General features: G+C 50.3%; 16 protein-coding genes. 1 reads left to right on the top strand and 15 read right to left on the bottom strand.

The window, feature by feature from the left end; genetic code table 11:
* Position 1: 1 nt before the first annotated feature.
* The 3 genes from NMD08_RS25710 to adeP form a co-directional block, all read right to left on the bottom strand.
* The gene (locus tag NMD08_RS25710; RefSeq protein WP_247605086.1) at positions 2-1,582 is read right to left on the bottom strand and encodes a flavocytochrome c; all 1,581 of its coding nucleotides are present in this window, start codon (positions 1,580-1,582) and stop codon (positions 2-4) included.
* On the bottom strand, positions 1,579-3,285 hold the full coding sequence (gene hutH / locus NMD08_RS25705; RefSeq protein ID WP_151217166.1) for a histidine ammonia-lyase: 1,707 nt from the start codon (positions 3,283-3,285) through the stop codon (positions 1,579-1,581). The genes NMD08_RS25710 and hutH overlap by 4 nt, the downstream gene beginning before the upstream one ends.
* 305 nt (positions 3,286-3,590) lie before the next feature.
* Positions 3,591-4,928 carry an adenine permease AdeP gene (gene adeP, locus NMD08_RS25700; RefSeq protein WP_003840586.1) on the bottom strand — a complete coding sequence of 446 codons (1,338 nt, stop codon included), beginning with the start codon at positions 4,926-4,928 and terminating at the stop codon, positions 3,591-3,593.
* Between the two features lie 166 nt (positions 4,929-5,094).
* On the opposite strand from adeP, the gene yieH reads away from it, so the two are divergent.
* A complete protein-coding gene (gene yieH / locus NMD08_RS25695) occupies positions 5,095-5,760 on the top strand; it encodes a 6-phosphogluconate phosphatase (RefSeq protein ID WP_151224044.1) in 666 nt (221 codons plus the stop codon).
* A gap of 44 nt (positions 5,761-5,804) precedes the next feature.
* Here yieH and phoU read toward each other — a convergent pair whose 3' ends face one another.
* The 12 genes from phoU to NMD08_RS25635 all read right to left on the bottom strand — a co-directional run bounded on the left by phoU (position 5,805) and on the right by NMD08_RS25635 (position 20,683).
* Positions 5,805-6,530: a phosphate signaling complex protein PhoU gene (phoU, locus tag NMD08_RS25690; RefSeq protein ID WP_003023824.1), complete on the bottom strand. Its 726-nt coding sequence runs from the start codon at positions 6,528-6,530 to the stop codon at positions 5,805-5,807.
* 24 nt (positions 6,531-6,554) lie between these two features.
* A complete protein-coding gene (gene pstB / locus NMD08_RS25685) occupies positions 6,555-7,328 on the bottom strand; it encodes a phosphate ABC transporter ATP-binding protein PstB (protein WP_003023821.1) in 774 nt (257 codons plus the stop codon).
* Positions 7,329-7,375: 47 nt separating this feature from the next.
* Positions 7,376-8,266: a phosphate ABC transporter permease PstA gene (pstA, locus tag NMD08_RS25680; RefSeq protein ID WP_003023819.1), complete on the bottom strand. Its 891-nt coding sequence runs from the start codon at positions 8,264-8,266 to the stop codon at positions 7,376-7,378.
* Positions 8,266-9,225, bottom strand: a complete 960-nt coding sequence (gene pstC / locus NMD08_RS25675) for a phosphate ABC transporter permease PstC (protein ID WP_151217169.1) — start codon at positions 9,223-9,225, stop codon at positions 8,266-8,268. The genes pstA and pstC overlap by 1 nt, the downstream gene beginning before the upstream one ends.
* A gap of 262 nt (positions 9,226-9,487) precedes the next feature.
* Positions 9,488-10,528, bottom strand: a complete 1,041-nt coding sequence (gene pstS, locus NMD08_RS25670; RefSeq protein ID WP_003023814.1) for a phosphate ABC transporter substrate-binding protein PstS — start codon at positions 10,526-10,528, stop codon at positions 9,488-9,490.
* Positions 10,529-10,777: 249 nt separating this feature from the next.
* Entirely contained in the window at positions 10,778-11,839 is a 1,062-nt protein-coding gene (locus NMD08_RS25665; RefSeq protein WP_286539516.1) for a fimbrial protein, read from the bottom strand.
* Between the two features lie 12 nt (positions 11,840-11,851).
* Positions 11,852-14,389, bottom strand: coding sequence for a fimbria/pilus outer membrane usher protein (locus NMD08_RS25660; RefSeq protein WP_370619274.1), 2,538 nt, complete (start codon positions 14,387-14,389; stop codon positions 11,852-11,854).
* 20 nt (positions 14,390-14,409) lie between these two features.
* Positions 14,410-15,090, bottom strand: coding sequence for a fimbrial chaperone (locus NMD08_RS25655; protein WP_151217175.1), 681 nt, complete (start codon positions 15,088-15,090; stop codon positions 14,410-14,412).
* Between the two features lie 83 nt (positions 15,091-15,173).
* A complete protein-coding gene (locus NMD08_RS25650; RefSeq protein WP_151224055.1) occupies positions 15,174-15,758 on the bottom strand; it encodes a chaperone-usher fimbrial major subunit in 585 nt (194 codons plus the stop codon).
* A 461-nt stretch (positions 15,759-16,219) separates the two neighbouring features.
* Positions 16,220-18,049: a glutamine--fructose-6-phosphate transaminase (isomerizing) gene (gene glmS / locus NMD08_RS25645; protein WP_003023813.1), complete on the bottom strand. Its 1,830-nt coding sequence runs from the start codon at positions 18,047-18,049 to the stop codon at positions 16,220-16,222.
* Positions 18,050-18,241: 192 nt separating this feature from the next.
* Entirely contained in the window at positions 18,242-19,612 is a 1,371-nt protein-coding gene (gene glmU / locus NMD08_RS25640) for a bifunctional UDP-N-acetylglucosamine diphosphorylase/glucosamine-1-phosphate N-acetyltransferase GlmU (RefSeq protein ID WP_151224047.1), read from the bottom strand.
* Between the two features lie 651 nt (positions 19,613-20,263).
* Complete coding sequence (locus NMD08_RS25635) at positions 20,264-20,683, bottom strand: F0F1 ATP synthase subunit epsilon (protein WP_003023809.1); 420 nt, start codon at positions 20,681-20,683, stop codon at positions 20,264-20,266.
* Positions 20,684-20,700: the final 17 nt, after the last annotated feature.

Genomic DNA, 20,700 nt, shown 5'->3' with positions numbered 1-20,700 from the left:
ATTAAATTCCCTCAACGTCAAAGGCTTCATCCGCAGCAGTTGCTGAGGCAACGCTAAGCCCCGCAATTCGGCCAAAAACCAGGCAATCCGCAACGGCACAGCTCCCCAGACGACTTCCACCATGCGAACCTGCTGTCGCTTCTCCGGCAGCGTACAGACCGGGGATGGGTTTGCTATCAGCCGCGTTGAGTACCTCTGTGCGCATACTGATCTGCACACCACCCATGACGTAGTGCACTTTAGGCCATACGCGTACGGCAACAAATGGCCCTTTGTCTAACGGAACCGCACGACTCACATCTTTTTTCATGCGATCGCCACCTTTGCGCGCAACGGCCGCATTGTAGGCCTCCACCTCTTCTTGCAGTACGTCGAAAGGTATGCCGAAATGCGCCGCCAACTGATCCAGTGAGTCAAACTGCCAGGCGACACCATAATGCAAGGCATGCTTCAGACTTTGAGCCAGTTTCGCACCTTCAAGCGTGGTGAAGCAGATGGGATAAAGTGGATCCCCTTTCTCATCCACCTGCGCCAGAATCCCCTCTTCACGCTCTTTACGATCAGCAAGCTCATTTGTGAAGCGATGACCAGAACGAGGGTTAACCATAATTCCGTTAGGAAAACCTGAGATGGTATTGAACTGCGAAACGTAGCCAAATCCGCGTTCGTCTGGCGAAGACCAGGGGCCTAGCTGGATAAGATCAAGCTGCACCGGCGTTGCGCCAATACGTAGCATTTGCACCAGACATTCCGACGTAGCACCAGGGTGGTTGGTGGAATCGACACGCTCATCCAGCATGGGGTTTTGCATTTTACGAAAACGCAGATCATTGGAAAAACCGCCAGAACACATCACCACGCCGTAACGCGCGCCGTAATGCCTTATCTTGCCGCTCTGTTCATCCGGAAAACGATAGCCGTCACGTACCGTCAGACCGATAACACGTCCTTGCGAATTTTGCAGAAAAGATTCCAGCTTGCATTGGGCGCGAAAAATAACGCCCATTTTCATGGCGGACTCTTTTAGCGGCCGAGTGATCCCCGCCCCGGAACTCTCTACCGTTTGCAACGTACGAGGGACAGAGTGACCGCCAAAATGCTGTACGAACGGTTTATATTTTACACCGTGTTGTAGGGTAAACTCATATGCAGCGGTCGTGTTGTTAACGAGAATCTTCAACTGGTCTTTATCATTTAGCCCACGCCCAGCTTTCAGCATGTCCTTAAACATCAACTCTGGTGAATCGACGATCCCTTCTTTTTTCTGCGCAGGCGATCCGGCTACGGCAACCGCACCGCCGTTAATCGCTGAGTTGCCACCAAAAACGGGCATCTTTTCAATCACCAGCACGCTGCGGCCAGCCTGAGCGGCTTCAAGTGCAGCAGCCAGTCCGGCAAAGCCGCTTCCGACAACGATCACATCATAGACTTTATGGTAACGAACCAACGAAGCCGGGGCACAGTTATCCTGCGCCAGCGCCTTTCCAGTCAGCGCCGTAAGCGCGCCGCCGGTCGCCAGGAGGGTACTTTTCGTCAAAAAGGCTCGCCGCGACGCATTAACGGTTTTTTTCATTGTCGTCATTTGCTCCCAGCTTGCGTACTGACCAGGGAACCGGAAGGAAACGATGCAACTAACGCGGATGAATCAGCAATGTTGTCAGTAAAAATCCTATCCTGCACAACAAACGGTACTTTTTCACGATAGGCGGCAAAGAGTTTGCCGGTCATCTCACCCAACTTCAGGTCAGGATTTTTCTGTTTCCGTAGATCGACAGCCTGACTGGCGTGCAACAGTTCCAGACCATAAATACTGCGCATATCATCCGCGATTTGACTCAATCGCTTGGACGCCCGGAGATTGTTGGTGTAGGTATCTTCAATCGTTCCCGCCATCGGTTGTCCATCCAGTGATACCGGGTTAACCAGGTCGCGAATATCCGCCAGTAACGCAACCTGTGGCTTCTGAATAGCGCCGAAGGCATGTCCCTGCTGATTGGTGTCGGAAGCGAGGAAACGACTCAGTCCGGTAAAATGATCGTCAGATAAATGCAAAGTGCGCTGCACGCTGTTATGCGCCAGATGTCCCATCGCCAAAGACAGATTCTGAATCGCCAGCGCCAGAGGCAGCGGTTCAAAATTAGAGGTCGGGAAAATCGCGCCGCTGAGGGTTTCGCCATTGGCCTCTTTTGCGCTCACGAAATACTGCTCAACCTGGCTATTTTCCGCCAAAGAACGATCGGCATTCACGATTACTGCGGGATTGTCATCCGAGCTGTTCATCTGGATTTCCAGCATTTGCCAGGCTTCATTCCATTCGCGACGCGCTTCATTAAGCACAAATACCGTCGTACGGAAAGAGAGCGGGTCCTGCAAAGGACGTCCATCCTGATGTTGCCAGAGATAAGAACCCGTAAGCGCAGTTCGAATCGCTTCGGCAGTATCCTGAATGCCAGGGAAAGGTCTAACGCTTAAACTCTGGTACAGGAATGGCGCAACGTTGCCATTCAGCGCTTCCAGTGATAAACCGAACACCGCCGGGGTGACGTTAATAATCTGTCTGGACTCCAGCAGAGCCTGCGCAGAATAAGCCGTTGATACTGCATTGGAAGAAAGAATCGACAGCGCATCTTTGCCGAGTGGTTCCAGCTTATCAATACCCGCCTGTTTCAGCGCTTTTGCCGAATCCATCTCGACACCTTTCACGCGAACGCGCCATTCACCAATCATCACATCGCCGATATGAGAGGCAAGCGTGATATCAGCTTCACCCACAGAGCCCCGTGAGGGCACGACGGGGGTAATGTGCTTATTGAGAAACTGCTGATACATTTTGGCAACCTGCGGTTGGGCGCCGGTATTTCCCGTTAACATCGTATTCAGGCGAATCACCATAGCCAGACGCACCAGTTCATCCGGCATGTCTGGACCAACGCCCGCCGCATGCGCATGCAGCGCGTTGATATTAAACTCACGAGAGGCCTGAATAACCTCCGGAGTCAGTTTTCCATGCGCATCAAACAAAGATTTGTCTTTATTGAGTCCCACTCCTACTGTCAGTCCGTAAACGGGAACGCCTTTTCCGGCAGCAATCATTAAAAGTTTATTGGCTTTATCGACGCGATCCATCGCAGTGGCAGCGATCTCAACCTGTTTTTCCCCCTGAGCAATGGCCCAGGCATCATCCAGTGTTAATGAATGACCATCCAGCGTCACGCTGGTGGTAGCGTTTGCGAATAGCGGAAAAAACAGAGAGATACAGAACGTCGCAATGACAGTCTTCTTCATTTCTAAACTCCTTTTAATAGAGATAAGAAACAGTAACGAAAAATGCCTGTGCGAAAGTTGAAATAGCCCCTGCATTTACTAAGGCTATTTTTGATATTTCAAAAAAACCAAAGTAAAAACATTTCAATTTGTTAACAGATAATTCACCAGAAGAAACCACAACTCGCTAAAACACGGGCATAAATAACAGAGATGATTTGTCCGCAGAGAGATAATTTTCAGGCTTGATATTTTGGGGCAGGAATAAAAGACAATCAGACAGGAAATGCTTCAGCCTTGATAACAAAGCCGAAGCATGTTCTACATTAATGCGCGTCGATAAACACAATCTTCAGTACAAACAGCAGCGCAACAACAATGACGCACGGGCTGAGATCGCGGAAACGTCCGGTACCGATTTTCATCACACAGTAGGAAATAAAGCCCAGTGCGATACCTTCGGTGATCGAGAAGCTAAACGGCATCATCACGGCGGTAATAAACGCCGGAACCGCTTCGGTCAGGTCTTCCCACTTCACGCGCGACAGGCTTGATGTCATCAGGACACCAACGTAAATCAGCGCACCGGCGGCGGCATATCCCGGCACCATTCCCGCCAGCGGCGACAGGAAGATAACCAGCAGGAACAGCAGGCCAACGACGACTGCAGTCAGGCCGGTACGGCCACCAACCGACACCCCGGAAGAGGATTCAATATAGGCAGTAACGGAAGAGGTACCAATAAACGCGCCGGTAACAGAGGACACGCTATCCACATACAGCGCCTGCTTCATGCGTGGGAACTTGCCCTTCGCGTCTGCCAGGCCGGCTTTATCCGTCACGCCAATCAGCGTACCGGAGGAGTCAAACAAGTTAACCAGCATGAACGAGAAAATCACGCCTGCAAGGCCAATGTTAAACGAACCGGCCAGGTCAACATGCCCGATAACCGACATCACGCTCGGCGGCGCGGAGACGATCCCGTTGTAATGGACATCACCCAGCATCCAGCCCAGCAGCGTGGTCACAATGATAGAAATTAGTACTGCTGCGTGAATGTTACGTGACGCCAGAATCGCAATGATAAAAAAGCCCAAAATACCGAGCAGCACGCTGTGGGACGTCAGGTTGCCAATCGACACCAGCGTGTCTTTGTTGGCGACGATAACGCCGGCGTTTTTTAGCCCCATCATACCGATGAACAGACCGATACCGCTGGTGATCCCCACGCGCAGGCTCACCGGGATGTTGGCAATCATCCAGTAACGTACGCGGAAAATTGTCAGTAGCAGCAAACCTACCGCACCCCAGAAGATTGCGCCCATACCGATCTGCCATGACAGGCCCATCGCGCCAACGACCACGAAGGCAAAGAATGCGTTCAGGCCCATAGCAGGCGCAAGTGCGACCGGCAGGTTGGCAAAAAGCCCCATCAGGATGCTACCAAATGCAGCAATAAGGCAGGTGGTAACAAAGACGGCGCTGGTATCCATGCCAGCCACGCCAAGAATTTGCGGGTTAACAAAAACGATATACACCATCGTCAGGAAAGTGGTTAAACCGGCGATCACTTCGGTCCGTGCCGTTGTGCCATGTTCGCGCAGTTTGAACACGCGTTCCAGCATCCCCTGGCCAGAAGCCTGGGTTGTGTGTTGTTGACTCATTATCAATTTCCGAACAAGGAGGGAAAATTCGTCGCTATCCTATACCAAAATGCGACAATAGGGTTGGGTTATGAGCAACTTTTTTCATTGATTTTGCTTATACGGCAACGATTGCGTGGCGTAAATAAGCATGACGTAAACGTTAAACTAGCGATAAGAGGAAGGCATGTCCCAGATAGAAGCGGTATTTTTTGACTGCGACGGTACGCTGGTCGACAGTGAAGTGATCTGTTCCCGCGCGTATGTCGCCATGTTCCAGGAGTTCGGTATCAAACTCGATCTCGAAGAGGTGTTCAAACGCTTTAAAGGCGTAAAACTCTACGAAATCATCGATATCATCAACGAAGAGCACGGCGTTACGCTGGAGAAAGCCAATTTAGAGCCCGTTTACCGCGCTGAGGTCGCACGCCTGTTCGACTCGGAACTGGAGGTTATCGCTGGGGCAAATGCTCTGCTGGACTGCATGACAGTACCGATGTGCGTAGTATCAAACGGTCCGGTCAGCAAAATGCAGCATTCGCTGGGTAAGCTGGGCATGTTGCACCATTTTCCTGATTTACTGTTCAGCGGCTACGATATCCAACGCTGGAAGCCCGATCCGGCCCTGATGTTCCATGCGGCAAAAGCAATGGACGTTAACGTTGAGAACTGCATTCTGGTTGATGATTCCAGCGCAGGCGCGCAGGCGGGAATTGCCGCGGGGATGGAAGTGTTCTACTTCTGTGCCGATCCGCATAACAAACCGATCGAAAACCCAAAAGTCACGACCTTTACAGATCTGGCGCAGTTGCCGGAATTGTGGAAGGCGCGGGGTTGGAATATTACGCGTTAAGTTGAGATAGGGCGGGTAAGCGTTAACGCCACCCGCCACAAACATCACTCTTTCGGGTCTTTGCCCGCCAGCAGTTTATCAAGCTCATCTCCGCCCACGTGACGGAAATCCTGCCCCTTCACGAAGTAGAAGATGTATTCGCAGATATTCTGGCAGCGGTCACCGATACGCTCGATTGAACGTGCGCAGAACAGTGCGGTCAGTACGCTTGGAATGGTACGCGGGTCTTCCATCATGTAGGTCATCAGCTGACGCACGATGCCTTCATACTCCTGGTCGACTTTCTTATCTTCGCGATAAATACGTACCGCTTCATCGAGATCCATACGCGCAAACGCATCCAGCACGTCATGCAGCATTTGTACGGTGTGACGGCCCAGCGACTCCAGGCTAACCAGCAACGGCTGATGCTGTTGCGAAAACTTCTCCAGCGCGGTGCGGCAAATTTTGTCGGCAACGTCGCCAATACGTTCCAGCTCGGCAATGGTTTTGATAATCGCCATCACCAGACGCAGGTCGCTGGCGGTAGGTTGACGCTTGGCGATGATGCGCACGCAGGCTTCGTCGATCGCCACTTCCATCATATTGACGTTCTTATCGCCTTCAATGACGCGCTTCGCCAGCTCGCTATCCTGATTGTGCATGGCGGTAATCGCATCAGAAAGCTGCTGCTCTACCATGCCCCCCATGGTCATCACCTGGGTACGGATGCTTTCCAGCTCTGCATTGAACTGGCCGGAAATATGTTTATTAAGGTTTAAATTGTCCATCATTTCTCCAGATGCCCGGGCATATCAACCGTAGCGGCCAGTAATGTAATCTTCAGTTTGTTTCTTCGCGGGCTTGGTGAACAGATCGTCCGTATTACTGAACTCAATCAACTCGCCCAGGTACATAAATGCCGTGTGATCGGAACAACGCGCAGCCTGCTGCATGTTGTGGGTAACGATAACAACGGTGTAATCTTCTTTCAGCTCAGTGATCAGCTCTTCAATACGCCCGGTAGAAATCGGGTCGAGCGCTGAACACGGCTCATCAAGCAGTAGCACTTCCGGGCGAATGGCAATACCGCGCGCAATACACAGACGCTGCTGCTGACCACCGGAGAGAGAGTACCCGCTCTGGTGTAATTTATCTTTGGTTTCATTCCACAATGCGGCCTTGGTCAATGCCCACTGCACACGCTCGTCCATATCCGCACGAGAGAGTTTCTCAAACAAACGTACGCCAAACGCGATGTTGTCGTAAATAGACATTGGGAACGGCGTCGGCTTCTGGAACACCATGCCGACTTTGGCACGCAGCAGCGCGATATCCTGGGTGTTGGTGAGAATATTGTCACCATCCAGCAGGATTTCACCTTCCGCACGCTGCTCTGGGTACAGCTCAAACATTTTGTTGAAAGTACGCAGCAGCGTCGACTTACCACAACCTGACGGCCCGATAAACGCTGTGACCTGGTTTTTCGCGATATCCAGGTTGATGTTCTTCAGGGCATGGAATTTGCCATAGTAGAAGTTCAAATCACGAACCTGAATCTTACCTGGGGCAGTATCAACCATACTCATTTCAATCTCTTCCTCATCCGGCGCCGCATCCGCCACGCCGTAAAAAATTAACCGTGTTTCTTCTTCGCGAAAATGACGCGCGCCAGAATGTTCAGCAGCAGTACGCACAGGGTAATAATCAGTACCCCAGCCCAGGCCAGTTGTTGCCACTCAGCAAACGGGCTCATTGCAAACTTAAAGATAGTGACCGGCAGGTTGGCAATTGGCTGCATCATGTCGGTGCTCCAGAACTGATTGGAGAGCGACGTAAACAGCAGCGGAGCCGTTTCACCGGCGATACGTGCAATAGCCAGCAGAACCCCTGTAATGATGCCCGAGACAGACGCCTTCAGGGTGATTGCAGAAATCATCTTCCACTTCGGCGTACCCAGCGCATAGGCGGCTTCACGCAGGCTATCCGGCACCAGCTTGAGCATGTTCTCTGTGGTACGAATAACAATAGGCACCTGCAGCAGCGCCAGCGCGATTACGCCCGCCCAGCCGGAGAAATGCTCCATTTTTGCTACTACGATGGTGTAAACGAACAGACCGACCACGATGGATGGCGCAGAAAGCAGAATGTCGTTGATAAAGCGGATGACCTCAGCCAGCCAGGACTTACGCCCATACTCCGCCAGGTAGATACCCGCCATAATACCAAGCGGGGTACCAAACACGGTCGCCCACAGAATCAACAGACCGCTACCGGCCAGGGCGTTCGCCAGACCACCACCCGCCGTATTCGGCGGCGGCGTCATTTCGGTGAACAGCGCCAGCGACATACCGTCAATACCACGGGTGATCGTGGACATCAGGATCCAGATCAACCAGAACAAACCGAACGCCATGGTCGCCATTGAGAGCGTCAGCGCGATGCGGTTCTTCAGGCGACGACGCGCCTGCATTTTACGACGGGATTCCGCAAGCTGAGCGGTGTTTTGCATTTCAAGCGTAGCCATTAGCGTGCCCCCTCGTTCTTCGCAAGGCGCATGATCATGAACTTAGATGCCGCCAGCACGATGAAGGTGATCACAAACAGAATCAGACCCAGCTCCATCAACGCGGCAACGTGCAGCCCAGATTCCGCTTCGGCAAATTCATTCGCCAGCGCAGAGGTAATACTGTTGCCCGGCATGTACAGCGAGGCGCTATCGAGCTGGTAGGTGTTGCCGATGATAAAGGTGACCGCCATGGTTTCACCGAGCGCACGGCCCAGACCGAGCATCACGCCGCCGATCACGCCATTTTTGGTGAACGGCAGGACGATGCGCCAGATAACTTCCCAGGTGGTGCAACCGATGCCATAGGCTGACTCTTTCATCAGCACCGGCGTTTGTTCGAATACATCGCGCATTACCGCCGCAATGTACGGGATGATCATGATGGCGAGTATCACGCCAGCCGCCAGAATACCGATCCCAAATGCCGGGCCGGAGAACAGCGCGCCAACAAACGGAATGTTGGAAAGGATGTTTCCGACCGGTTCCTGGAAATAAGTCGCAAACAGCGGGGCAAAAATAAACAACCCCCACATGCCGTACACGATACTTGGAATTGCCGCCAGCAGTTCAATAGCGATGCCCAGCGGGCGACGCAGCCAGCCAGGAGCAAGTTCAGTCAGGAACAGCGCAATGCCGAAACTCACCGGAACGGCAATCAGCAACGCAATAAGTGAGGTAACCAGCGTACCGTAAATCGGTACTAAAGCACCGTAGATATCGTTCGGCGCATCCCATTCTTTAGTCCACAAGAATGCGAAGCCAAATTTTTGGATACTTGGCCAGGAGGAGATGACCAGGGAGACAATAATGCCACCCAACATCAATAGTACAATCAGCGCAGCCAGTCTTACCAGCGCGCTGAAGATCATGTCACCTTTTTTACCCGGTGGGTTAAAAGCAGGCTTGGTTGCAGCCATAAATCACTCTTTAAGTTTGGGCCAGGAAGCACGCATTTTATCGTGCTTCCCGGCTAACGTAATGCCATACCCTAAATAATTCGAGTTGCAGCAAGGCGGCAAGCTTGTGACAAATTCGTCAGGAACGAATTTGAACAGCCGGAGGCTGCCTTCGGTGAGGGACAAGGATGTCCCTCATTAATCCCCAGTCACATAGATTCACTATGTGACTGGGGTGAACAAACACAGCCAACACCGCTGCGGCTCGAAGTATGACGGGTATTTAGTACAGCGCTTTACCGCTGCTGTCTTTCACGTTGGTCTTCCATGCAGCACGAACCTGCTCAACCACGCTGTCCGGCAGGCTGGCGTAATCCAGGTCGTTAGCCTGTTTGCCGCCGTTTTTGTACGCCCAGTCGAAGAACTTCAGCACTTCTGCGCTCTGCTCTGGTTTCTTCGACTCTTTATGTACCAGAATGAAGGTGGTGGAAGTGATTGGCCACGCGTCGTCACCTTTCTGGTTAGTCAGATCCTGAGCGAAGGTTTTGCTCCAGTCAGCGCCTTTTGCGGCGTTAGCGAAGCTCTCTTCGGTCGGGCTTACCGGTTTACCGTCAGCAGAAACAAGCTTGGTGTACGCCAGGTTATTCTGCTTAGCGTAAGCGTACTCAACGTAGCCGATAGAGCCCGGCAGACGCTGTACGAACGCGGCGATACCGTCGTTACCTTTACCACCCAGACCGGTCGGCCAGTTAACAGTAGAGCCGGAACCAATTTTAGATTTCCACTCTTCGTTTACTTTTGCCAGGTAGCTGGTGAAGACGAAGGAAGTACCGGAGCCGTCAGCACGACGCACAACGGCGATATTCTGTGAAGGCAGTTTCAGACCCGGATTCAGTTTGGTGATGGCTTCATCATCCCACTTTTTAATTTTACCGAGGTAGATGTCGCCCAGCGTTTTACCGTCCAGCACCAGCTCGCCGGATTTCAGCCCAGGGATGTTCACCGCCAGCACCACGCCACCGATCACGGTTGGGAACTGGAACAGGCCTTCTTGCGCCAATTTTTCGTCAGATAACGGGGCATCAGAGGCGCCGAAATCAACGGTATTGGCCGTAATTTGTTTTACACCACCGGAGGAGCCGATACCCTGGTAGTTTACTTTGCTACCGGTCTCTTTCTGATAGGTATCTGCCCATTTGGCATACACTGGCGCAGGAAAGGTTGCACCTGCACCTGTCAGGCTCGCTGCAGCAAACGCAGAGAACGCGCTCATGGATAAGGTCGCGGCGACAACAGTTGCGACAGTGGTACGCATAACTTTCATAATGTCTCCTGCACGGTTTTCGTAAATTGTTGTTTGAGTTGCTACTGTGAGCAAAATAGGACAAACAGGTGACAGTTAAATGTACGAAATATGACAGTTTTATGACAACGAAAAACGTTCTTTTAACTACATGAAAAAATTGAAATTAATTCATATGATATTCGTGGAAATGCCATTTTTTTTGCGACGAATGAGGTCCGGGCGGGGAAATATGACAGCGACTGTCATAAACAGCCGCCCCATGAAAGATCAGTTTTTTATTTCCACAATGATGGTAGCCTCAGCGGTAAAGATACCCGGCTGTGGTCGTGTGCTGGTGGTGCTGGCTGGCGCGGCTGAAAAATTAAACTCCCCCGTCTCACGTCCTGAGACGATTCGCCCCATGTCAATGTCCATGAGTCCGCCGTTAACATCGGTGGCATTGCCATACTCATCATACATAATGATCCCAACATTGGGATTGTCTGTGCTAATCACCTTAGATAACGATCCGGACTGCATGGCATGCAGCGACATATCAATATTTTGTCCGGTAGACATGCCCGTACATTTAACCGCCACCTTCACCGGGATTTTTCGGCTCGTTATCGCCGTGCCCGGCACACTGCTGAACTCTGAAGCGGGGATTTTGTTAAAATCGACGACAATAGTCTGTCCGCCGTTGATTTCACACTCCTGAGGTGCGGTGATATCGCCGGAAATATACACATCAGCCAGCGGGCGAGCATAATCAATGGGTGTATCATTACTGATCGTCGCATATAACCGACTCATTAGCGTTGGCGGAATAGTAACAGTTCCAATAAAGGGTTCCCGGATATAAAAATAAATGGTTGCGGAGTCACCGCTCGTAAAATCAAGGGGCTGAACACGGCCACAGTCATAATAGGTTCCTTGATGAATATTCTGTTCCATTTCGAAAGGCGCATTAATTTTCCCTCGCCCCAACACTTCTATCGCAATGCCCACGTCAAGGTAGTCATTCAGTTGATAATAATGAACACCGCTGCGTACAGCCGTAGGTGTCAGAGCCTCATTCATGATGGCAGTATAATAAATGTAATAAAACCGAGCGGATTTACCCAGAGAGCATTCACAATGCCCGGGATAACTATCTGATGTCGATGTCGGAAAGTTAAACGTCTGGCCTTTTTTGTTCTGCACTGTGCTTATTTTTTTACCATAAAAGGGTAATACACTATGAAACGGCGTACCTGACGAGGTAACACACATACCTTTATTTGCTTCAGCCATTACGGGATCTGACATCAATATCAGAGGAAACAGCAACGCTAAATAGTTTTTTTTCATTGTAAAATCCCTTTAATGACACGCGGTATTAAGCTGAACTAAACTCGTATCCTGCGGTTTAGCTGTAAATGAGTAATGTGCCATACATTTGTCCGTGGCATTATTTCCCCAGCTTAATGCGAAATCACCCTCTTCCGGCATCCCGGCAAGATACACTTCGCCGTTATAGCCCACAATGCCCGTCACCGTACCGGCTTCCAGTTCAGCCGAAACCATCGAACCAAACGGCGCGGGCTTGCCATTGGCTAACGTTACCGTAAACAGCACGCGATATCCCACATGGGTAACAAATGTTGCTTTCACCACCGCACCGCGCGTCGGCACCAGATTCACCACCGTGTTATCCAGCTCAACATTGGCGCGCGAGAAGTAGCGGCTGTCGATGGCGACCCGGTTTTCACCGTAGGCATTCATCTGGGTTTTCACCGTATAACCCCGCCAGTCGGTCGACACGCCGCCTTCATTTTCCACTGATAGCCCTGCCGCGCCAGGCGCTTCCACCAGTGCAACTGTTTCTCCCAGTTCCTGTGAGAACGTCACACCGCTGCCATGTACCAGAATGCCGCCACGAGCGCCATAGTTAAAGGTTTGAGTGTCGCGGCTCCAGGCATAGCTGCCGTTAATGGAACCATAAGTGCCATCATAGTCGAGGCTAGCATTGCTGCTGTAGGCGGCGTTATCCGCGTTATTCCAGGCGCCCTGAACGTTATAAGAGAGGTTGCGATCTTCCAGCAGCGTACCGCCGATCCCCGCCTGTATGGAACTGTCATGGTGATTATTCTGCATCATGGAGTAGTCGACGTAGCTGTTCGTCATACTTCCTGACAGCGGGAAGGAGAGTGTAAGCATAACCGTCTGTTCGTGGTCGTTATTATTCTCGTTTGCGTAACCATTATTGTTAGCGTAGTAGGTGCCAACCGAGTCGATATAATTCCATGAAAGGTTCCATGACACTGTTCGCCAGCGATTGCTATAGCCAAACTGCACCATGCGATCGACGGCGTTGGTCTTCCAGTACTCCTGGCGGCTTAACGTTAAATAAAGACTGCCATACCCGTTGGGAAATGCTTGCGTCCAGGTACCTTCAAGCCGGCTGCGCCGGTTCCCGGTGTTCCAGAAATTTTCGCTGTCGTTCTGACGAGAGGCCCACTCATTGAGTGAGTAGTATCCCTGCGTTGAATAGCGGTAGCCCACCAGGCGGAAAGTGGTATCGGTATTATCGAAGCGTTTAGAGTAGAGAAAACGATAAGATTGCCCTTTTTCATCATCGCTATCGTCAAAATGAGAATGCGCCTGAGTCACGTCAAATGAGAGCGCGCCGAGTGAGCCCATATCTTTACCAATGCCTAGCGCAACGGCAGAGTAATCCTGCGCGATTTGCGTGCCGCCATAGGCAGTGATACCCCACGGTAGGCCGCGCAGAATCTGTGCCTGGGCAACCTTGGGTCTGAAATGGTTTTCATCGCGCATTTCCCCCACGCTTATATCAACGTCAATTTGCCCTTCTCGCTTCATAATCGCTAGCGTGGAGTAGGGTTGGGTAAAATGCTGTTCGCTACCGTTTTCTTCTTTGATGGTCACGTCCAGATCGCCACCGGTGCTGGTGGTGTTAAGATCGGTGATCTCAAATGCTCCCTGAGGCACAGCCGATTGATAAATCACATAGTTATTCTGACGAATAGTGACCGTGGCGTTACTTTTAGCAATACCGCGCACCACCGGGGCAAAGCTGTTCAGATTCGACGGCAGCATGTCGTCGTCAGTGTAAAGTCTGACACCGCGGATCTGGGTGCCGTCAAATACATCACTCGCCGTCCAGGTGTCGCCAGCCATTATCTGGCTACGCAGGGCGGCGATATCGCGTTGCACGTAGTTGTTGGCAGAACGAACATCAATGCTGCTGTTGGTGGCATTCACCGTGCTGTAGTTACGAAAACGCCACGCGCCGATATTCAGCCCGTTTCGCAGATTCAGGTAGTAGGTATCGTCATCTTCCGAACCGTAATTTGATTTAAGGGTATGCGAGCCGGAAAAATCATAGTTGACCATTAGGGCGTTAATACCTTCATCCCAGCGGGAGGGAGGAATATAACCCTGAGCGGTTGAATCAAGGTAAATTTGCGGCACGGAGATATTTAATGCCAGCGCATTGGCATCAAATACCCATTTAGATCCCTCAACCAGCGGCATCGGGTTGACGCAGGCGCTGTTATCGACATCGTTGAGCGTTTTTAACGCCTCGACTTTCACGCCAAGAGCAGACAACGCCTCTTTCACGGCCACAAAACACGGATGAAGTTCCGACTCGGGAGGGTCCTGTACAAAGCGAATAGTTTGTGGCTCAAAGGCTTTGCCGTTCACCACCACATCAACTTTATATTCCCCAGGCGGCTGCATATTCGCGCGATTAAACTGGCGAATATCAATATCCACCGGGTGGTCAATTTCCAGCAGTCGTGGGTTAAATGAATACCCCTGTGCGTCAACCTGAGTTGCCGCACATAAACACGCACCGGAAATAAGTACGGGAAAAAGACGTGAGCCTGGCATAAAACTCCTTCTCAAGACCATCACAACGCTTGTTTCTGAGCCTTGCTCACTGCGCCAGTATCATAGATAAAGCGCCAGTCCAGTGAATGGCCGCCGCTGCCAGAAGGCAAAGGCAGGGTTAAGGTTTCAAAGGGGCGAATCATATTGAGCGGTACATCTTTTCCATCAATCAGCACATCCATGATATTGATATGAATAGGGTTGTTATTCTTAACAATCAGGTTATTTCCCTGCTTATGCCATTTCACGTTGGCAACGGCTTTTTCCGGCGTGAGCGTAATGCCCGCCGGGCGCCAGAAAAGTTTGATTTTGGTTTTCACCGCAATTTCCAGCTTACTGCTGTCTTTGTCGGTGCTGGTAGGGGGAATATTTTTCACACTCAGCCAGAAAACAGATTCGCAATCTTTCGGTAAATCACCGGCAGTTTTAATTATTCGCAGGATCTTTTCCTGGCTGGCTTCCAGGCGAGACACCGGAGGAACAACAGTAAAAGGAGGTTTACTTTTATCTTTACTGTCAAACGGCTCAACCCATGCCTGAATAAGATAGGGAAGCTCAGTCTCTTTGTTATAAATAGAGATCGTTGTATCCATCTCACTGCCGGGGAAAATAACTCGCGTACCACCAATCACGATCCCCGCAAAACAGGATGAAATATTAACCAATAACAGTGCAGCAATGATTCCTTTCAGTAACCGCATAATCACAACAATTTCTCCTTAAAAAGACGCCCACTGTTCATAATTTTTATCAACATGAGCGTCATTCATTTCATGATTGTCTATTACTTGGTGTAAATAACGGTGAACTGCGTATCGGCGTTCGCGGTACCCGGCGTTACAGTCGCAGAAGTTGCAATATAACGCGCGATAAATGGCATAGAGGCCTTCCCTGAAGAAATAGTCACAGGGGTAGAATCGTCGCCAATTTTGAGATGGGAGTTATCGCTGCTGTTATAAAGACGAATCGCCACGCCGGTTGCCGCCGCTGCGGTACCTGTTCCCGTAAAATCGCCCGGCGCTGTCGATTCCACGGGGAACCCTACCGTTACGTCGCCATCGGCATTGCCTTTAAATGTACCGTTTGTATCAACGGCATCAAAGCGAACGGCAGCCTTGGTATAAGTTGCCGGACATTTATCCAGATCAATATGGAAATTAGCTGGCGCAGCCGTGCTGCCGACGCCGGTAAATGCGGTTTTATTAACTTTCCCGAGTTTGACAGTTTGATTTGCTGTCTCCGTCGTCACTTCGCAGGTGCTGTCGATAACTTCGCCAGTGAAGTGAACATTCCCATCATTTGCAATAGCATAACCAGCAGACAGGCTAAAGGATAAAATTAATACGCGAGAAATTGAATTAAGTTTCATTATGACACTACCAATAATATTATATATTTGCGTTCCATTTAAAATAATGAAACACGCTATCCCTACGGCAGCAATAATACTCAACTTGTCACAATAAGCAATTAAATCAATATTAATTAAACAACTTTAAATATAAACAAAATAAAATAAATACAAAAAAACAATACTTACTTTTATAATATTAGCACGAGATATATAATCAATTCAAAACAGACACTTGTTTTCATGTGATTTTCAGATTTAATTTACATAAAACACAATGATAATTCATAAAGTAAATTAATAAAAAATTAACAACAACTTTTTATATCAATTAAAAACACAAATAAACAAACAGGTATAAAAAAAACAAATAAAATACAAAAAAGTAGTTATTTATAATAACAACCAAAACATAGTGTTTTGTATGCAGACATAAAAAAAGCCACCGGAATCCCGGTGGCTTATGTTGGCTCAAAGCATTACTCTACAGTAACTGATTTCGCCAGGTTACGCGGCTGATCCACGTCGGTGCCTTTAATCAGCGCCACGTGATACGCCAGCAGTTGCAGCGGAACTGTGTAGAAGATGGGTGCAATCACCTCTTCCACATGCGGCATCTCAATGATGTGCATGTTTTCGCTGCTGGTAAAGCCTGCATCCTGATCGGCAAAGACGTACAGCTGACCGCCACGCGCGCGAACTTCTTCAATGTTAGATTTCAGTTTTTCCAACAGTTCGTTGTTCGGTGCGACCACGATAACCGGCATATCAGCATCAATCAGCGCCAGCGGACCGTGCTTCAGTTCGCCTGCGGCATATGCTTCAGCGTGAATATACGAGATCTCTTTCAGCTTCAGCGCGCCTTCCAGCGCGATGGGGTACTGATCGCCACGGCCAAGGAACAGCGCATGGTGTTTGTCAGAGAAACCTTCCGCCAGAGCAGCAATGCGCTTGTCCTGAGACAGCATCTGCTCAATACGACTCGGCAGCGCCTGCAGACCGTGAACGATCTCCTGCTCAATAGACGCATCCAGGCCTTTCAGACGAGACAGTTTCGCCACCAGCATCAGCAGAACAGTCAGCTGGGTGGTAAATGCCTTCGTGGAGGCCACACCGATTTCGGTACCGGCATTGGTCATCATCGCCAGGTCAGATTCACGCACCAGAGAGGAGCCCGGAACGTTACAGATAGCCAGCGATCCCAGATAGCCCAGCTCTTTAGATAAGCGCAGGCCCGCCAGGGTATCCGCCGTTTCACCGGACTGAGAAAGGGTAATCATCAGGCTGTTACGACGCACAGCAGATTTACGATAGCGGAATTCGGAAGCGATTTCGACATCACAAGGAATACCCGCCAGCGATTCAAACCAGTAGCGGGACACCATACCGGAGTTGTACGACGTACCGCAGGCGATAATCTGGATATGTTCAACCTGAGACAGCAGCTCGTTGGCACGCGAGCCCAGCTCGCTTAAATCCACTTCACCGTGGCTAATGCGCCCGGTCAGCGTATTTTTAATCGCGTTCGGCTGTTCGTAGATCTCTTTCTGCATGTAGTGGCGATAAATACCTTTTTCGCCCGCGTCATACTGCAGATTCGATTCGATATCCTGACGTTTCACTTCTGCGCCAGACTTGTCGAAAATAGAGACAGAACGACGGGTCACTTCCGCGATGTCGCCCTCTTCCAGGAAGATAAAGCGACGGGTTACCGGCAGCAGCGCCAGCTGGTCGGAAGCGATAAAGTTCTCACCCATGCCCAGACCAATGACCAGCGGGCTACCAGAACGGGCCGCCAGCAGAGTTTCTGGGTTACGGGTATCCATGATCACTGTGCCGTAGGCACCGCGCAGCTGCGGAATAGTACGCAGCACGGCTTCACGCAGCGTTCCACCCTGTTCCAACTCCCAGTGCACCAGGTGAGCAATCACTTCGGTGTCGGTTTCAGAAACAAAGGTATAGCCACGGGTTTTCAGCAGTTCACGCAGCGGCTCATGGTTTTCAATGATGCCGTTATGCACCACAACAATGTGTTCAGAAACATGGGGATGCGCGTTCGCTTCTGAAGGTTCACCGTGTGTTGCCCAACGGGTATGAGCGATACCTGTACCACCATGCAGCGGATGTTCTTCCGCAGCAGCAGTCAGCATCTGCACTTTACCCAGACGACGCAGACGAGTCATGTTACCTTCAGCATCGACGACGGCCAGACCAGCAGAGTCATAACCACGATATTCCAGACGACGTAAACCTTCGAGAAGGATTTCAGCTACATCACGCTGCGCGATAGCGCCAACAATTCCACACATATTTTTTGATTCCGAATTTAGGCATTATGCCTGTCGTTGTCGCTGACCTGTATTTGCCCTTTCCGGGCGCCCCGAGCCTTGTAGAGAGTGGGGTTATTTTTATAGGTATTACTAGTGGGCGGGAGATATATGTTTATCTCCTCGTCCCTTATCTGCCGAATAAACACGTATGCCATTCGGCAAAAAACTAAATTACTTCTTCTTCACCGGACGCTGCCAGCCCTGTTTATGGACCTGCGGTACACGGCTTAATACCAGTTCGTTATCGGCGACATTACGCGTAACAGTGGTCCCGGCGGCAATGGTCGCACCTTTACCCACAGTGACAGGCGCTACCAACTGAGTATCCGAACCCACAAACACATCATCACCAATAATGGTTTTAAATTTATTAGCACCATCGTAGTTGCAGGTGATCGTCCCTGCACCGATGTTCACGTTATCGCCAATTTCCGCATCGCCCAGGTAGGTCAGATGACCGGCTTTGGAGCCTTTACCCAGACGCGCTTTTTTCATTTCAACGAAGTTACCCACGTGTGCGCCTTCCTGCAGCTCAGCACCTGGGCGCAGACGCGCGAATGGACCGATGGTGCAAGCAGCTTCCAGATGGGCATCTTCCACCACACTGTATGGGCTAAGCTCGCAACCCTCACCAATAACGCTGTTTTTGATGATGCAGCCAGCGCCAATCTTGACGCGATCCCCAACGGTTACGTTACCTTCAATGATAACGTTAGTATCAATTTCAACATCTCGCCCGTGAATAAGCGTACCGCGAAGATCAAAACGTGCCGGATCGCGCAGCATCACGCCCGCCAGCAGCAGTTTTTCTGCCTGCTCGGACTGATAAACACGTTCCAGACGGGATAGCTGAAGACGGTTATTCACCCCTTCTGTTTCGCTAATGCGTGCTGGATGTACTGCAGCAATTTCACGTCCTTCCTGATACGCCATCGCAATGATATCGGTGATGTAATATTCACCCTGAGCATTATTATTGGTCAGTCTGGACAGCCAGCGCTTCATGTCAGCACCGTTGGCAATCAGGATACCAGTGTTTATTTCCTGGATTTGACGTTGCTCGTCGGTGGCATCTTTATGCTCGACGATACCCGTGACGTTGCCGTTATCGCGGGTAATTCGCCCATAGCCGGTTGGGTCATCGAGTTTTACCGTTAGCAAGCCAATGCCGCCCTGCGGTTTCGCTTCACGCAGGTGACGTAACGTTTCGGTGGAAATCAGCGGCACATCGCCATAGAGCATTAAAATGTCTTCGTCATCACCAAAGAATGGCGCCGCCTGCTGCATCGCATGGCCGGTACCCAACTGCTCCGCCTGCAGAACCCAGTTCAGGTTGCCATCCTTCAGCGTTTGCTTGAGCAAATCACCACCGTGCCCGTAGACCAGATGTACGTGAGTCGCACCTAATTCATTAGCTGCATCAATGACATGCTGAACCATCGGTTTTCCTGCGAGGGTATGCAGCACTTTAGGGAGATCGGAATACATACGCGTGCCTTTGCCTGCGGCAAGGATCACGACGCTCATAGCATTGTTCAACATACACGTCCTGACTGTAATTTGAGAACGAATTTATACCGTTTCACATTGAAAATACTACATTTTTTTCAGCGTAAAATGGACCGAAGATAAAACGTTCAATCGGGGAAATTCCCCATCTGATAACTCACCATTTTCGTCTATATCAGTGCCTTTTGTCTTCAAAAAACCTGGGACCTGCTCTTATTAAAGCCTTAGGTTAATGTTTTTGCTATTTTTTTACCGCATGAATAAAGAGTTACGAATGCAAGATCCGATTTTATTTTTGTGATTCAGTGATAAACCGAAAATGCGTAAGCAAAAATAAACATTTGAGGCAGAGGAGTAGGGGGAGGGGATTTATTACAACAAGGGGCGCTGGCTGATAAACCGTATCAAGCATCGCGCCACAGGACATGCAGGTAAAGGCTAAAAGCTCATATTGCTGAACATGGCGATGATTTTATTGAGTAATTTCATGTTGGCATCTCTTTTTATCTGAGTTCATTTTGTGACATATATCACATAAAAAAGAGTCTACGCCGCATTTTTTAGCCAATCAATGTTTTTATGATCTAAATCACAAAACAGCTTTTAATTTAAATGTTCTTGCAACAAAACCAAAAAAAAAGCCAGCCTGGAAACCAGACTGGCCTTTGTGCTTTCAAGCCGGTGTTACATCGCTTTTTTGGTCAACTCGATAACGCGCAGTTTCGCGATCGCTTTGGCCAGTTCCGCAGATGCCTGAGCGTAATCCACGTCACCATGAGAGCTCTTGATGTGCTCTTCAGCCTTACGCTTCGCTTCCAGGGCTCTCGCTTCATCGAGATCCTGTCCGCGAATCGCGGTATCAGCCAGAACGGTCACGCTGCCTGGCTGCACTTCGAGAATGCCGCCGGACAGGTAGATAAACTCTTCATGACCGAACTGTTTAACGATGCGGATCATACCAGGCTTAATGGCGGTGAGCAGCGGTGCGTGACCCGGGAAAATACCCAGTTCACCTTCACTACCCGTTACCTGGATTTTTTCGACCAGACCAGAGAACATTTGTTGCTCTGCGCTGACGACGTCCAGGTGGTAAGTCATTGCCATATCACCCTCCGATTAAG

Origin of the sequence: Citrobacter meridianamericanus (genome assembly GCF_041320245.1) — a bacterium.
In the GTDB taxonomy this organism is placed as follows: domain Bacteria; phylum Pseudomonadota; class Gammaproteobacteria; order Enterobacterales; family Enterobacteriaceae; genus Citrobacter; species Citrobacter meridianamericanus.
This window is presented reverse-complemented; position numbering and strand designations above follow the sequence as displayed.